Raw genomic sequence first — 15,441 nt, 5'->3', positions numbered from 1 at the left:
TTTAATTATCCCAAGTAGGATCGTAACTGATTAATGAGTTAGAGGCATTGCCCAAACCTATATAGATATAATTATCCAAGACATACATGCAATGTACAGACCTGTTAGCCGCTGGTAACTGGGATTTCTGGCTCCAGTTCTGAGAGTCCGGATCATAGCGCCAAATATAACCGTCCCCGTCTACGCCATATACGTAATTACCATAAGCGATAGCACATAAAAGCATCCTTCCGGGGAACGAAGCCTCCTTTTCCCAAGCTACAGCGTTCTTGTCTGTAGACCAAAACTGTGTCGTATATTCCAAAGAAGGATCCGCTTTATTAATAATCCCCAGTCCGGCATATATACGGTCACCAATTACAACGGATATTCCGCCGTATTGTTTAATCGGGAAATTAGATTTCTTGCTCCAAACGAAAGCGCTCGGTTCATAAGTCCAGACTTCATCGATTAGTTCGTTACCTCTACGTCCACCTATGAGAAACGCTTGATCTTCCATTCTGCAACATGCCGCCCGATACATACCTGTAGGCCGTTGCTGGTCTGTTTGTACGGCGCTCCAAGAATTATCGGATGTGGAGTATACATATAAACTGTCACATATCTTTCCCGTGTTATCCAAACCACCAAAAGTCCATAGGCCAAATCCGATGCTGAAACATGCTTGGCCCGATAATTTCTCAGGCTGAGACCTTAAGGGCAACCATTCTTTCTTAGAGGTCATATATCCCCAAAACTCATCGGTGTATTCCCTACCCGTGTCACCGCCTAACAAGAATCCCGTGCTATTAGCCAAGGTACAGAAAGAGGTAGATCCCGGTATCCGGAAAGCTCCCTCAAACCTTGCCCCTGCTCCAAATATATCCGGAGTTTGGAAGCGAACTTCCTCTCCGTAAGCGATACCATTCTTATTTTTAGCGTAAGCTCTTAAATAATAGCTCGTGCCTCCTCTCAATTCCTTTATCGTACCCGTAAACGCTTGTGTACCGGAAGAAAGAGCTACCGCTCCTTCACAATTACCAAAGGCCGGACTAGGACTAGTTCCCCAACATACACCGGCCTCTGTAACCGGTGAGGCTCCTTCGGCTAAGACCTCTCCTCCTACCCATGCGGTACCGTTTTTAATAGTAGACACCTCCTTCGTATTGACTGTAGGCAACTCACTTTCCAGAATCGTATGGATACCTTCGCCTACGCTATAGGTAGTACCTAAAGCGTTTGTCGCATAAGCACGTACGTAATACCCTTTCTGCTGTTGCATATCATAGATTTTCCCGGCAAATTCTCCGATACCCGCTCCGCAAATAATCGTATCCCCATTTTCTATTGTCGGTGATTTATCAGTACTAAAGCAGAAACCACATGCCGTGATCGGAGAATCTCCCTCGCTTATTATTTCCATGGAGAACTCCGCATAGGTAAACTCTGTCGCTATTTTCTTGAATTTGTTATCATCTAATACAGGACGACCATTCGTGGTCTTAAAGGTCTCGACTTTCGCCCCGTTATACTCACCATATTTACTTTTTGCGTAAGCTCTAACGTAATAGGTAGTTTCCGGTTTTAAATCGGAGATCGTACAATAGAACGAATCGGCTTCCATGTCTATACGAATCGTAGAGTCGGATGCTGAAGGCTCCGGATTCAGCATTAAGTAAATACCCCTTTCCTCGATTTCGGCTTCCCCTTGTTTGGTTATCATACCTCCGCATTGAACGGAAGTAGACATCATGTTGACTGGAAATAAGGTCTTAACGCTTCCTAATCCATCTTTCGTCTTAAAAGGTAAAATCTCTCCATAAGCGGTATCTACCGCATTGATCGCATAGGCCCGGATATAGTAATCCAGATCATTGGTTAAGCCCTCGATCGTAGCCTCATATTTTACCTTACGCTTGGATACGGCTTTTTTATTTTTCTCTATCACAGTAAAGGTAGATTCCGTGCTCCAACAAAAACCGGCCTCTGTCACGGGAGCGCCGTTTTCTTGCAGGACCTCCCCCGATACTGTCACGGAACTAGCCGTGGACTTCAATATCTCGTCTGTCTTAACAGACGGTTTTTTAGCGTTTCGAATGCCACCATCTATATCCGGATCATTCACGCATCCGGCCATTAATAAAGCCGCAAATAGAATAGAGAAGAGTGAGTATATATGTTTCATAAATAATCAATATTAAAAGAATACACCTAAGCCAGCGTTTAGATCCAAGTACTTAAAATTAACCGTATTGCATCCAACGCTAATAAATACAGAGTTCGTTATTTTCATCATCAAGTCAACCTCGGCAGCGACCCCTTTGTATGAGGAATCAATATTCCGGCACCATACCTCTCGTGTACTATCGTAGTTTTCATAGGAATGGGTCGTGAACGAATGTAGTAAAGCTCTTTCACCATATCCCAAACCAACGGAGGCATATAACCACGGAAAGCATTTTACGATTAAACCGGCCGTTCCGGCTATACTATTTGTCTTCGAGGATTTACCTGTATTAAGCTCATAAGATTCCCCTTCCGAATTAGAGAACTTAATAATCTGCCCTTGGTTATTACATTCGTCCGTATAATTCATAAAAGACATATTCGTCTTGAAACGGACATACCAACCGAAGCGTTGCCCCATACCTCCTACCGTGATTCCATAAGGAGATTCGATCGAATACGAGTATCCCGCAAAAAACTCCATTCGTTTCTTAGGGGATACCGCCGCGGAATCTATCGGTTGGGCCTCCGGTTCCGCCGGCTTTAACAACATCTCTTGGTATTCTTTCCAATAGGTTGCTAGCTCCTCACTTTTAGGGGTTCCGATACCTTCCGAATAATAAATGATTAATTTAGAGATGGCATCCGGATCATCTTCCGTAGCTTTGACTGTCAGGCAGTTTAAACATTTATTCATCAAGCTACGCATGGAAGGCCGCATTCGCTCGTTGGAAAGCCAAATCGTAGTCAGCTGATCAATACTGTATGCGTCGCATTGCGATACGCCTTCCTCGTACCACATTTTAGCGTCACTATAATCAAGACGTTTCATCGCTTCATCTCCCTTACGGTTGTATTCCGTACGCTGTTGCGCCAGCAGTCCGAGGGGAAATACCGCACATATCATCAATATCCAAAGTCTTTTCATATAATAGGTAAATACATGTTTAGTTGTTCATAATATTACAATCAATAATAAGTAAGGCCTTCGCTAATCAATGATCCGTCAGAATTATAAATATCAAACAAATTGTCTTCCCGTTCGAATGCTCGGCCGTTATCCGCGATACCGACACTTAGGTATTTGCAAGGAATACGTTCCTCGGCTTTCGAATCGATCGCCCCGTATCTGTTATTTGACTTCTTACGTACGATCTTATATCGTCCGAAAGCCATTTTCTCCTCATACAGGGCCTTTTTGTCCGCTATACGTTTCTCCTCGGTTTTCTCATCGCAAGCGATGATCAACCGGACTACCTCTTCCGTAAGTTTCGTATCCTTTGCCTCCGACAAATCTTTCTTAGCTCCCGAATAATCAGCTTTGGCCATTTTTTCCTTACCGGAGGCGATTAACGAGTTATATTTCTCATTCATCTCATTTTCCGATGGCTGATCCGGGAGAACATTCTCTTCTATCGTATGCTCTGTTTCCATAGGTCGTTTCTCTTCCACTTTAGGCTCTTGTTTCTCCGCTTCCTTTATCTCAGAGATAGGAGGTTCCGTATGTAGAACTGGGTGATCTGGCATTTCTACTTCTTTTGAGACATTGCTATCCGACTCCACTGCTGAAGGTAAATCAATACTCTCGACAACCTCTTTTGTGGGCCTATTGCTATGCACTAAAAGAGCCGTAGCGGATCCTACAACGACAAATATAGCGATTCCGATAGGAATTATTTTCTTTCTGGAATTATTCTTTTCTGTTATTGGCTCCACGGCAGGTGGATTAGCCACATTGACAACAGTCTCTTCATCATCCGATCCTACTAATTTAGAATCTACAGGTGATGAATAAACCACCGTTGTTTCCTCATTCACAATCTCGGGAGATGGACTTGGGACAACCTGAACTTCCTTTTCCGCTTGAGAAAAATCCAAAGACGCCAACATCTCGCCCACCGTCTCAAAGCGATCCGCAGGAATGATTTGCATCGCTTTTATGATAACAGCCTCTGTTTTCGGGCTGATCGCCGCATTGATTTCAGAGGGGTTTCGCAAAGGACGTGCGGCACGTAGTATAGATTCTGTAGGGATTGTTCCCGTTAACAGATTATACATCGTGGCTCCCAAGGAATAAATATCCGGACGGGGCGAGAACACTTGTGTTCCTTCGTTATCGTATTGCTCTATGGATGCGAATCCTTTAGAAAGGGTTAACATCGTAGTGCTGGTCTCTTCCTGCTCGATATCGTAACGTTTGCTGACTCCGAAATCGATCAAGCGGGCGTTCCCGTTCTTATCGATCAAGATATTGCTAGGCTTGATATCCAGATGCAAGATACTCTTATCATGAACGAATTGTAACGCCTCGCCAATTTGCCGTACATATTTAAGGACCGTAGCTTCGGGCAATATCCCGTTTTTCTCAAGCATATATTTTAGCGAGAAGCCGGAAATATACTCCATGGCAATATAAGCCGTATTGTTTTCCTCAAAAACCTCCAGCACATTTACGATATAGGGATGGTGAACTTCCGATAGGATCTTTGCCTCTTTGATCAGTTTTTCCTTGAACTTGTTAAATAAGACCTTTCCCGTCTCCGAATGTACTTTTACGGCTTGGGAACCGGGTTCTCTATAACAATAATCCTTGAAGAAATATTCCTTGACACAGATAGGGACCTCCGTCTTTACGGTGCCTAAAGATCCTTTAACCTCTGTATACCAAACTCCTCTGTAGGTTATGCCAAAACCACCTTGACCAACCACATGAGTAAGTCTGTATTTTCCGTTTTGAAGAAGATGTCCGTCTGGCAGATTCATAACCTTGAATAATTCCATTTAATCTGCCAAAAGTACGTTATTTATATAAAAGAATAAAGAAAAGAGAGAATATTTTGCTTAAAACCCATGCTATCTTCCACTTTTTGAATAGGTATGATATAAAAAGAAAAATTATCCCGAGTCTTGCCGTCACAGGCTTCCATGAGAGCGTCCTTTATTTCCGGAACAGATAAACGACCATTAAATATCTCTGCGATCTTTTCATTCTTCAGTCTTTCAAGAACCCCGTCCGTACAAAGAAAGAGGAAATCGTCGGGTTGAATATCGTTCAAGGTAATAATGTCCGCTTCTGTTGGAGTATGAGTGCCTTGTATAGCCCGGATAATCACATTCCGCTGGGGGTGGGTTAACGCTTCTTCCGGAGTGATCTTACCTAATTTAACCAATGAATTTACCAATGAATGATCTTCTGTTTGATATAAAATCTCCCCCTTCCTCAGATGATAGATCCGGCTATCTCCGATATGAGCCAATACGATTCCGGAAGAAGCGATATAGGCCATGGTGAGCGTAGTAGCCATACCCATCGCTTCCGGATGCTCTTGAACATAGGAGTCGAAACAGACTTCCGCATAATGTACGGCTTTATGGATAAACTCAGGCGTGGGATCATCCTTTAGGAACGTAGAAAAGAAAGTTTGTATGGACTCGCAAGCTAATGAGCTGGCTACCTCCCCTTTCTCGGCTCCACCCACACCATCGCAAACCATAAACAATTTTTGGTCAAGGGTCACTTGTTCGGGAAGCGGGTAAATGGAATCCTCGTTATTCGATCTGCCTCCTTTTTCCGTAATAGCACATGGCTTACCGATCGTTATAATCATAACAAATGAGTTTTATTCATTAAAACGTAAGACGGTGCGACCAATAATAATCTCGTCATTATCATTGAGCACGACCACCTCGCCATTCTCTAGGTAACTGTTATTATATAACGTATGGTTTTTACTATTATTGTCGGTAAGGAAATGTTTATATCCACCTTTTGAATCTTTTTTCACCTCAATGCAAATATGCTCGCGACTCATCGTGCGATCAGCCGTGATAATTGGCATCGTGGCTTGTGAGGCGTTCGACTTCCGGCCAATGACAACCTTCCCTTCGTGAAGAGGAAACGCTTGTTCAGGTGTATCGGCGTCTGGAAGAACCGTCAGTCTGCCGATTCCAGTCTTGACAGGTGTCACTAAAATCGTATCGGAATCGACTTCCTGATGATTACTTTTCTCGGATAATAAGGACAAAGGAATAGGCTCTTTGCATTTCGGACACTTAAAGGAGGTAATGCCGAGGGGAATCTTCCCCTCGTCTACCTTTAATCCTACATGGCAATGTGGACATTTAACTGCGATCATACGATAAACGAAATATCTGCGCCATCCATATCCGTAGAGTACAGATCCATCATATCTGTATCGGAAAGCATAACCGTATCGTCCGCCAATGTTATAAAGTCTGAATGATCGAAAGACTCGATGCTACTATCGTCTATAACAATGGCGTCGCCTAGGTCGACACCTCCTCCTTCCACGTCTATTATGACAGCATCCGCTGGCATGACGTCATTGCCGTCTAAAGTTACGAATGTATATTCCTCTTCTTGCATAACCTTTGTTCCTAATATATTAATATTCCGAAAACAAAAGTACAAAAAGCAATGGATTAATAAACTTGTTATTCTCTCTTATAATCAAACATTTGGGTTTCATGTACAAAAGAGGCTGTTTTACTATACGAAAAGAAAAGGCTCATTCTCTCACCCATTTGGCCTTACAGGAAGAAACTGGGCATTGCTTTCGGTTTTTCAATGATTCCCAAGGGATCTCACCTAAGAATGTCCCACATTTCGGACAAACATAGTCTATCTTAAATTGATTGGCGATATCCTGCAATTGCTGGGGAATCTTGGCCGACTGCTTGGCTCCTAGATAGATTCCTACCGTAGGGGCACAAATCGTTATCAGGAGGCTGATGCCGAATAGTTCCGGGCTACCTTTCCCTAAGAAGCCTATCACGACCCCCACTATTCCGGGCAAAGCAAATGGTAAGGATTGAAATAATCTGGTCTTAAACTGATTAGAGGATTGAATCTTAACTTTTGCTTGAATATAATCATCGTAGACTTTTTTCAATGCGGCAAATTCATCGCTATAATCATTATTGTATTTAAGCACCTCGGAAAGATTTAAGACATAGCTATCCCCCAAGCGAATATGATCCGTAGGAGTAACACGTTTCTTTACGATCTGGGCTCCATTCACGAACGTACCGTTAGTAGATCCCGTATCCTCCAATAATAAGTTGCCACCATCCTCACGTATCAGACGGGCATGATGGCGGCTTACATGAGGATCGTTTGCAATAAAATCATTGTCTTTTGCTTTTCCTATCTTTATAATCATAGTCTTATTCCTTTTCCTCTTCCTCTTGAGGCTTTCCCATCTCCTTCTCAAGATTATCTTTCAGCACTTTCAACGGATCCTTGGATATTACCAACTCTTTAGGCTTACCCTCTTCCGTCAATAATAATAAACGCTGCTTAGGGAGATTTATTTGTAAGATATGATTTTTATTTATGATATGACTTTTTCCGACACGCATTAATATCTTGTTACAACCAGCGACCTGCTTCTCTAAGATCTCTTCTATTTTTCCGATATTTATAGCGAAGGTAAATTGGATGCCATTTGACAACAATAGTTTCGTATAGTTCCTGTCTGCTTCAAAATAAAGGATCTGACCAATCTTAATGCGCAACAACTCATCCCTTGTTTTTATAATTAAATACCGCTCCATACGTAGAAATTGTTTTTTCGTTTCTCTTTCAAAAACAAATATACGGTATTTTCTTTATTTAATAGGTATCTTTTGGGGGAAAGATTGGTAAAGTGCACCAAAAACAAGAGCCTTTTCCCTGCTCAGAAGAGACACCGATACGCCCTCCCAGCCTTTCAATTATATTTTGGCAGATAGAAAGTCCAAGCCCTATGCCTTGCTTTTGGTTTCGTCCTTTATAAAAACGATCGAACACATGAAGTTTTATTTCCTCCGACATTCCTTCCCCCGTATCGGTCACGGACAAAAGAACCTCGTTCTCCATGGCTTGATATGACAAGATGATGCTACCTATAGAGGTGTACTTAATTGCGTTTGTTATAAAATTGCCAAGAACTTGTTTCAAACGGATACGGTCGGAGCGTAATAAAAAGGAATCCAAAGATTCCGGATAGGTCAAAGCTACCCCTCTCGGTACTTTGATCTGGAAAGATGCTACCGTTTCTACAATAAGTTGTCTTAGATCAAATTCCATGAAATCAAAGGTCATGGTACCAGACTCGAGCTTAGCCAGATCCAATACATCATTAACGATACCCAATAATAACTCATTATTGGTCTGAATAAGATTAATATACTCTTGTCTTAGCTCACCATCCTCTTCATCCCCTAAAAGAGAAGAGAATCCGACAATAGCGTTTAATGGCATGCGGATCTCATGGCTGATGTTTGCCAAAAAGGAGGATTTCAAACGCTCTGATTTCTCGGCCTTCAGCATTCGTTCTTCCATCGCTTTCAGTTCAGATATATCATAATTCATCAGTAATAGGATGGGGCTTGATTTCTCCAGACCCGCCTCCATTATATCCAGACGAACCCATTTCCATCCCTCGCCATCCCTGACCCGGACTTCCCCTTGATCATGATCAGTTTCTCCGTGGACAAGTCGGCTCAAGGAAGTTTTCAAGCATTCACGGTCTTCTGGCTTGACATTGGAATATATGCCTACTATCTGGCTCAATGGAGTTCCCGGAACTTCACCCATATTCAGATACCATTGTTCCATCGCCACTCCTTCCCCAGTGGACAAATCATACTTTGCGCAGCCGATCTTGGCACGATGACTTATCTGAGGAAAAAAAGGCTCGAACTCTATGCCTAATGTCGTTTTCATATATATCCGTTCTCATTATATTTATGCAAAAAGAGGGTTTAGCCATAAAAAACGAACGATTAAACTAGTCGTTTTGTTGCCTTCCCCTCCACTTCAATATCCTGATATATAAGATTATACCATATGACTATAAAAAAATAGAGGGTAGATTGATCACTCAATCCACCCTCCTGTCTATCGTGTGCTTAAACTATTAAAAATCAACCCCTTGATTAGTCTTCTAGAGCCGCTTGCGCCGCCGCGATACGAGCGATGGGCACTCTAAAAGGTGAACATGATACGTAATTCAAGCCAACTTTATGGCAGAACTTAACGGAAGAAGGCTCACCACCATGCTCGCCGCAAATACCACATTTCAAATCCGGACGGATGGCACGACCTTTCTCAGTTGCCATACGAACCAGCTGTCCTACACCATTTTGGTCTAGTACTTGGAACGGATCGACCTTCAAAATCTTCTTCTCTAAGTAAACCGGTAAGAAGGAAGCGATATCGTCACGAGAGTAACCAAATGTCATCTGAGTCAAGTCATTCGTTCCGAATGAGAAGAATTCAGCGCTGGAAGCGATACGATCCGCTGTCAATGCCGCACGAGGAATCTCGATCATCGTACCTACCTTGAATTCGATACGATCGCCAACTTCCTTGAATAGCTCTTCGGCCGCGGTACGGATCACCTTCTCTTGTTCCTTGAATTCATATAAGATACCTGTTAATGGTACCATGATTTCCGGTTTAGCCTCAATACCTTCTTTCTTCAAATCCAAAGCGGCACCTAAAATGGCCCGAGTCTGCATTTCCGTAATTTCCGGATATGTATTACCTAGACGGCAACCACGGTGACCCAACATCGGGTTATGCTCGCAAAGAGATTCCACACGTTTTTGGATCTCCTTAACGGACACGCCCATAGTCTCAGCCATTTCCTCTTGACCTTTCAAATCGTGAGGAACGAACTCATGCAAAGGAGGATCGAGCAAACGAACGGTAACAGGACATCCGGCCATAGCCTTGAAGATACCCTTAAAGTCCTCTTTCTGATAAGGAAGGATCTTCGCCAACGCTTTCTTACGACCTTCAGCGTCCTCGGCCAAGATCATCTCACGCATAGCTTTGATCTTCTCACCCTCGAAGAACATATGCTCCGTACGGCAAAGGCCAATACCAACGGCACCGAAGCTACGAGCGATCGAAGCGTCGTGAGGCGTATCAGCGTTTGTACGAACTTGCAATTTTGTATATTTATCGGCTAAAGCCATTAACTCCTCGAAATCACCCGATAACTCAGCGGCTTTTGTCTCAACCTGCCCGACATAGACTTCTCCGGTCGTACCATTGATAGAGATATAATCACCTTCTTTCAAAGTCACGCCATCAACGTCTACAGTCTTATTCTTATAATCGATGTTCAAGGCACCAGCACCGGATACGCAGCACTTCCCCATACCACGAGCTACAACAGCGGCATGAGATGTCATACCTCCACGAGCGGTAAGGATACCTTCGGCGACAGCCATACCGGCCAAGTCTTCCGGAGAAGTCTCGATACGGACCATGACAACCTTTTTGCCATCGGCATGCCATTTAGCGGCATCATCAGCGAAGAATACGATCTGTCCGGTAGCGGCACCCGGTGAAGCCGGCAAACCTTTTACCCACACTTTCGCCAGTTTCTCGGCTTTTTTATCGAATACAGGGTGAAGCAACTCATCTAATTTATTCGGCTCGATACGGTTCAACGCTGTTTTCTCATCGATCATACCTTGATGCAATAAGTCGATAGCGATTTTCACCATAGCGGCACCGGTACGTTTACCGTTACGGGTTTGCAAGAACCAAAGTTTACCCTCTTGTACGGTAAATTCCATATCTTGCATATCCCGATAATGATCTTCCAATTTCTCTTGGATAGCGTCTAATTGCTTATAGATTTCCGGCATGGCTTCTTCCATGGACGGATATTTAGCGATACGTTCTTCTTCTGAGATTCCGGCACGTTCAGCCCAACGTTGTGAACCGATCTTCGTGATCTGTTGCGGGGTACGGATACCTGCTACAACATCCTCACCTTGAGCGTTAATCAAGTACTCGCCATTAAACAAGTCCTCACCATTACCCGCGTCACGAGAGAAACAAACGCCTGTAGCGGAAGTATCGCCCATATTACCGAATACCATGGCTTGTACGCTAACCGCCGTTCCCCACTCGTCTGGAATACCTTCCATCTTACGATACAGGATAGCACGCTCATTCATCCAGCTATTGAACACGGCACAGATAGCGCCCCACAATTGCTCATAAGCGCAAGTCGGGAAATCCTGTCCGGTCTGGGCCTTAACGGCTGCCTTAAATTTAGAGACCAATGTTTTCAAGTCTTCAACGTCAAGCTCGTTATCTAACTTAACGCCTTTCGCTTTCTTTACTTCCTCGATGATCGCCTCAAACGGATCGATATCCTCTTTGCTTGTCGGTTTCATGCCTAATACGACATCTCCGTACATTTGAACGAAACGACGATAGGAATCCCAAGCGAAACGAGCGTTGCCCGTCTTACGAGACAAGCCTTCCACTACCTCGTCGTTCAAGCCAAGGTTCAATATCGTATCCATCATACCTGGCATGGACGCACGGGCACCGGAGCGAACTGAAACTAACAGAGGATTGGCAACATCACCGAACTTAGAGTTCATTAACGTTTCGATATTAGCGATCGCCTTCTCAACATCCGCTTTCAGCAACTCTACGACTTTATCTTTGCCTAACTCGTAATACTCTATACAAACTTCTGTTGTAATCGTGAATCCCGGAGGAACCGGTACACCAATCAGATTCATCTCGGCAAGGTTAGCGCCTTTACCACCCAGCAGATTTCTCATATCTGCCTTACCTTCGGCTTTTCCATTTCCGAACGTGTAAACTCTTTTTCTTTCCATATTCGACAGTATTGAATTTAGATTCTAGTTTTGTTGATTTCAACTGTTATATTGCTATCTCAACTTTGCAATGCTGCAAATATATGCTATTTCTACTTTGCAAGCATGAATAGCGTTAAAGATTTTTACATGTTTTACAACTATTCTTTACCATTTATATCCAGCAAATGCTTACATTTGCGTGCGGAAGTTTGTTGACGCTTCCATTTCCCATCGGATTTCCCGCCTATCTCTTTGCCCCTTACATATAATATATGATCTTTTTCTTTTATTTGTCTATTTATTTCTGTCTTATGCTGATATAGGTAGACACATTCAATAACAATAAAATGTGTAATTATTATGCGCAAAAAACATGAGCATTACAGCGAAGAAGAGAAATTGCATCTTCTTCATTCTTATTATCAATCCGGCATGAGCAAAACCAGTTTTTGCAAACAACATGGTATTAGTGGGATAACTTTGTTAAATAAATGGCTGGCGAAGTATGAATCAGTGGTAAAAGAGGTATCTTTGGTTCCGTGTCAAGCCCCTACGGATATGAGCGATCGAAGCAAAGAGGATTACCATGATGAAAACGCGCGACTCAAGAAGCGTGTTAAGGAGTTGGAGAAGGCCCTTGCCTTCTCCCGGTTGGAAACCGAGGCCCGTGATTTAATGATCACGCGTGCGGAAGAGTATTTTAACATTCCCATCAGAAAAAAACCTGGGGCCAAATAGTAACGGAACTGGTCAGGCTTCGCAAGATGAAAGTAGCGCCAGCCTGCCGTCTGTTTGGCCATTGTCGTCAAGCCTATTACCAGTCCAAGGCTGACATAGGGAGCCATGTGAAGAATGAACGTCTCATGCTGGATACCGTACGTGAGATACGTGGCGAGGATCCCGGTATCGGTGGTTACAAGCTGTGGATCATGCTCACCGCCCTCTTCGGAGAGAGGTTCATGCCCGGTCGCGACAGCTTCTACACGCTGCTTCGTCGACACCGCCTGATGCTTCCTCCGCGCAAAGCCAGGGGCACAACCAATTCCAACCATCGTTACCATAAGTGGAAGAACTTGATAAAGGGCTTTGTCCCAACCTCTCCCAATCAACTGTGGGTTAGCGATATTACCTATATACCGCTTGCCGGCGGAGACGTCTGTTACCTGCATCTGGTCACGGATGCTTATTCCCATAAGATAGTGGGATGGGTACTGGCTGATAGCTTGCGTGCCTCAGCCACGCTTGAGGCGTTGCGGCAGGCCATAGACCAGGCCGTTGAGATGACAGGGAGTGAAAATCTGGAGGGCCTGATACACCACTCTGACCGTGGCGTGCAGTATTGTTGCGACGCGTACGTGGAGCGCCTTCGGCGGCATGGCATTGCCATCAGCATGACGGAAGACTACAAGCCCACGGACAATGCCGTGGCGGAACGTATCAATGGGATAATTAAAGTGGAACGCCTCTATAGGCAAGGGCTGTTCGAGACCATCGAGCGTGCCGCGAGCGTGATAGAGCGCTACATCTACTTCTACAACTACCGCCGACCGCACATGAGTGTCGGTTATAAAACCCCGGGCATAGTGCACGGGGAGAAGGAAACGCAAATAAAAATGTGGCGGAATAAAAGAAAACCCGTGAAAAGTAACGAGAAAGAGATGGATACGATAGCTTTGCAAAGCCGAACAACTAATCTCTCAGAAGGGCTCTGTTCGGCCCAGAGGTAATGTGTCTATGTTATCAGTATGAAGTTAAAAGAAGTGACTACTATATCAGTATTACTTTATAACTACTGTCTACTGATTACGTTTATAAACAAAAAAAGTGTCTAGATAAATCAGGAAAAGACATCCAATAGGAAGACTCAGGAGTTTTTTGCTGAAGAAACTTTAGTTTCTACAGCATGAAACTAAAGTTTCTCCCTAGTGGAACTAAAGTTTTTCTATAGCAAAACAAAAGTTTTCCTTATAAGAAATTTTAAGGAACTGCAATATATTGATTTATAAACACATACTATACATCCCTTTCTGTCCATAATCATATCTTCATCAATCTTGATAGAATAACGAGAACTGTTTGCCGGACTCATTTAAGTATATAGAACGAAGCTCTTTGTTCTTAGCGGAATTGTAAGTATTTTTGCGAAGCGAATTTAAAACTTAACGACATTGGCAAGAAAGAAGAAACAGTTGCCTATATTAGAAAAGGTAACCATTACGGACGTAGCCGCCGAGGGCAAGGCTATCGCGAGAGTGAACGATATGGTGGTATTTGTACCCTTCGTCGCTCCGGGAGACGTGGTTGATATTCAACTGACCCGTAAGAAGAATAGTTATGCGGAGGGGAAACCTGTATATTTCCATGAGTACTCGGCCAAACGTGCGGAGCCGTTTTGTGAGCACTTCGGTGTCTGTGGAGGTTGCAAGTGGCAACATCTTCCCTATGAGGAACAACTTTACTATAAGCAAAAACAGGTCTACGATAATCTTACCCGCATCGGGAAAGTCGAAATGGAAGAGAAACTTCCGATCTTAGGTTCCGAGCGCACGACTTTCTACCGGAACAAGCTTGAGTTTACTTTCTCAAACAAGAAATGGCTTACGGAGGAAGAGATCCAGTCCGGTGCTTCTTTCGATTGCATGAATGGTGTCGGGTTTCATATACCGGGGATGTTCGATAAGGTATTGGACATCCATAAATGTTGGTTGCAAGATGATATATCGAACAAGATCCGTCTTTGCGTCAAGGAATATTGCCTATCTCATGAGGGATATCCTTTCTTCGATTTACGGAACCAAGAGGGATTCGTTCGTACGTTGATGATCCGTACGGCATCCACTGGGGATTTGATGGTCGTATTGGTTTTCTTCCATGAGGATGTAGAGCGCAGGGAAGCGTTATTATCTCATCTGGCGGAACGATTCCCGGAAATCACGTCCTTGATGTACGTCATCAACGGCAAATGTAATGACACGATCACCGACCAAGAAGTTCTCGTATTCAAGGGAAAAGATCATATCATCGAGGAGATGGAGGGGCTTCAATTCAAGGTAGGTCCTAAGTCTTTCTATCAGACAAACAGTGAACAGGCTTATAATCTATATAAAGTGGCTAGAGAATTCGCGGGTCTTACCGGAAATGAGATGGTGTACGATTTATATACCGGGACAGGTACGATCGCTAATTTCGTCTCTCGTCAAGCAAAGAAGGTTATCGGCATCGAATACGTACCGGAGGCTATCGAGGACGCAAAAGTGAATTCCGCCTTGAACCATATAGAGAACACGCTTTTTTATGCCGGTGATATGAAAGATATCCTTACGCAGGATTTCATAAACCAACACGGACGTCCAGATGTTATTATTACCGATCCACCACGTGCCGGTATGCATGATGATGTGATCAACACTATTCTCTTCGCCGAGCCGGAACGTATCGTTTACGTTAGCTGCAATCCTGCTACGCAAGCCCGCGACTTGAGTTTGTTGAGCGTGAAATACTCCGTCAAGAAAGTCCGTCCGGTCGATATGTTTCCTCATACACATCATGTGGAGAACGTGGTTTTGCTTGAGAAAAAATAAACATATAATA

At 43.7% G+C, this 15,441-nt stretch carries 13 protein-coding genes; 3 read left to right on the top strand and 10 right to left on the bottom strand.

What is annotated here, in order from left to right:
- Position 1 precedes the first annotated feature (1 nt).
- The 10 genes from ACYIA1_RS06550 to ppdK form a co-directional block, all read right to left on the bottom strand.
- Positions 2–2,164 carry a Kelch repeat-containing protein gene (locus ACYIA1_RS06550; RefSeq protein ID WP_480334772.1) on the bottom strand — a complete coding sequence of 721 codons (2,163 nt, stop codon included), beginning with the start codon at positions 2,162–2,164 and terminating at the stop codon, positions 2–4.
- A 12-nt stretch (positions 2,165–2,176) separates the two neighbouring features.
- The gene (locus tag ACYIA1_RS06545; RefSeq protein ID WP_036629346.1) at positions 2,177–3,133 is read right to left on the bottom strand and encodes a hypothetical protein; all 957 of its coding nucleotides are present in this window, start codon (positions 3,131–3,133) and stop codon (positions 2,177–2,179) included.
- 41 nt (positions 3,134–3,174) lie between these two features.
- The gene (locus ACYIA1_RS06540) at positions 3,175–4,968 is read right to left on the bottom strand and encodes a serine/threonine-protein kinase (protein WP_196009829.1); all 1,794 of its coding nucleotides are present in this window, start codon (positions 4,966–4,968) and stop codon (positions 3,175–3,177) included.
- A 41-nt stretch (positions 4,969–5,009) separates the two neighbouring features.
- Complete coding sequence (locus tag ACYIA1_RS06535) at positions 5,010–5,813, bottom strand: PP2C family protein-serine/threonine phosphatase (RefSeq protein WP_005862361.1); 804 nt, start codon at positions 5,811–5,813, stop codon at positions 5,010–5,012.
- Positions 5,814–5,825: 12 nt separating this feature from the next.
- Positions 5,826–6,341 carry an FHA domain-containing protein gene (locus ACYIA1_RS06530; protein ID WP_008772194.1) on the bottom strand — a complete coding sequence of 172 codons (516 nt, stop codon included), beginning with the start codon at positions 6,339–6,341 and terminating at the stop codon, positions 5,826–5,828.
- Positions 6,338–6,592, bottom strand: coding sequence for a hypothetical protein (locus tag ACYIA1_RS06525; RefSeq protein WP_005857054.1), 255 nt, complete (start codon positions 6,590–6,592; stop codon positions 6,338–6,340). The genes ACYIA1_RS06530 and ACYIA1_RS06525 overlap by 4 nt, the downstream gene beginning before the upstream one ends.
- Before the next feature lie 142 nt (positions 6,593–6,734).
- Entirely contained in the window at positions 6,735–7,388 is a 654-nt protein-coding gene (locus ACYIA1_RS06520) for an FHA domain-containing protein (protein WP_005857056.1), read from the bottom strand.
- Between the two features lie 4 nt (positions 7,389–7,392).
- Positions 7,393–7,782, bottom strand: a complete 390-nt coding sequence (locus tag ACYIA1_RS06515) for a LytTR family DNA-binding domain-containing protein (RefSeq protein ID WP_005857058.1) — start codon at positions 7,780–7,782, stop codon at positions 7,393–7,395.
- A 58-nt stretch (positions 7,783–7,840) separates the two neighbouring features.
- Positions 7,841–8,935 (bottom strand): PAS domain-containing sensor histidine kinase, encoded by a 1,095-nt coding sequence (locus tag ACYIA1_RS06510; RefSeq protein ID WP_005862364.1) that lies wholly within the window; start codon positions 8,933–8,935, stop codon positions 7,841–7,843.
- Between the two features lie 212 nt (positions 8,936–9,147).
- On the bottom strand, positions 9,148–11,868 hold the full coding sequence (ppdK, locus tag ACYIA1_RS06505; RefSeq protein WP_008772196.1) for a pyruvate, phosphate dikinase: 2,721 nt from the start codon (positions 11,866–11,868) through the stop codon (positions 9,148–9,150).
- A 342-nt stretch (positions 11,869–12,210) separates the two neighbouring features.
- On the opposite strand from ppdK, the gene ACYIA1_RS06500 reads away from it, so the two are divergent.
- The 3 genes from ACYIA1_RS06500 to rlmD all read left to right on the top strand — a co-directional run bounded on the left by ACYIA1_RS06500 (position 12,211) and on the right by rlmD (position 15,431).
- A complete protein-coding gene (locus ACYIA1_RS06500) occupies positions 12,211–12,588 on the top strand; it encodes a transposase (protein WP_480334767.1) in 378 nt (125 codons plus the stop codon).
- Positions 12,589–12,614: 26 nt separating this feature from the next.
- Positions 12,615–13,577 (top strand): IS3 family transposase, encoded by a 963-nt coding sequence (locus ACYIA1_RS06495; RefSeq protein ID WP_009018803.1) that lies wholly within the window; start codon positions 12,615–12,617, stop codon positions 13,575–13,577.
- Positions 13,578–14,018: 441 nt separating this feature from the next.
- Positions 14,019–15,431: a 23S rRNA (uracil(1939)-C(5))-methyltransferase RlmD gene (rlmD, locus tag ACYIA1_RS06490; protein WP_005857064.1), complete on the top strand. Its 1,413-nt coding sequence runs from the start codon at positions 14,019–14,021 to the stop codon at positions 15,429–15,431.
- The last annotated feature ends 10 nt before the right edge of the window (positions 15,432–15,441 follow it).

It is taken from the genome of Parabacteroides sp. KHUB-02, from assembly GCF_056640955.1.
Note: the sequence above shows the minus strand (reverse complement) of the source record. Positions and strands in the feature narration are given on the sequence as shown.

Coding starts and splice junctions, on each gene's coding strand:
- ACYIA1_RS06550 (WP_480334772.1), bottom strand. CDS start 2,164: ATGAAACATATATACTCACTCTTCTCTATTCTATTTGCGGCTTTATTA.
- ACYIA1_RS06545 (WP_036629346.1), bottom strand. CDS start 3,133: ATGAAAAGACTTTGGATATTGATGATATGTGCGGTATTTCCCCTCGGA.
- ACYIA1_RS06540 (WP_196009829.1), bottom strand. CDS start 4,968: ATGAATCTGCCAGACGGACATCTTCTTCAAAACGGAAAATACAGACTT.
- ACYIA1_RS06535 (WP_005862361.1), bottom strand. CDS start 5,813: ATGATTATAACGATCGGTAAGCCATGTGCTATTACGGAAAAAGGAGGC.
- ACYIA1_RS06530 (WP_008772194.1), bottom strand. CDS start 6,341: ATGATCGCAGTTAAATGTCCACATTGCCATGTAGGATTAAAGGTAGAC.
- ACYIA1_RS06525 (WP_005857054.1), bottom strand. CDS start 6,592: ATGCAAGAAGAGGAATATACATTCGTAACTTTAGACGGCAATGACGTC.
- ACYIA1_RS06520 (WP_005857056.1), bottom strand. CDS start 7,388: ATGATTATAAAGATAGGAAAAGCAAAAGACAATGATTTTATTGCAAAC.
- ACYIA1_RS06515 (WP_005857058.1), bottom strand. CDS start 7,782: ATGGAGCGGTATTTAATTATAAAAACAAGGGATGAGTTGTTGCGCATT.
- ACYIA1_RS06510 (WP_005862364.1), bottom strand. CDS start 8,935: ATGAAAACGACATTAGGCATAGAGTTCGAGCCTTTTTTTCCTCAGATA.
- ppdK (WP_008772196.1), bottom strand. CDS start 11,868: ATGGAAAGAAAAAGAGTTTACACGTTCGGAAATGGAAAAGCCGAAGGT.
- ACYIA1_RS06500 (WP_480334767.1), top strand. CDS start 12,211: ATGCGCAAAAAACATGAGCATTACAGCGAAGAAGAGAAATTGCATCTT.
- ACYIA1_RS06495 (WP_009018803.1), top strand. CDS start 12,615: ATGAAAGTAGCGCCAGCCTGCCGTCTGTTTGGCCATTGTCGTCAAGCC.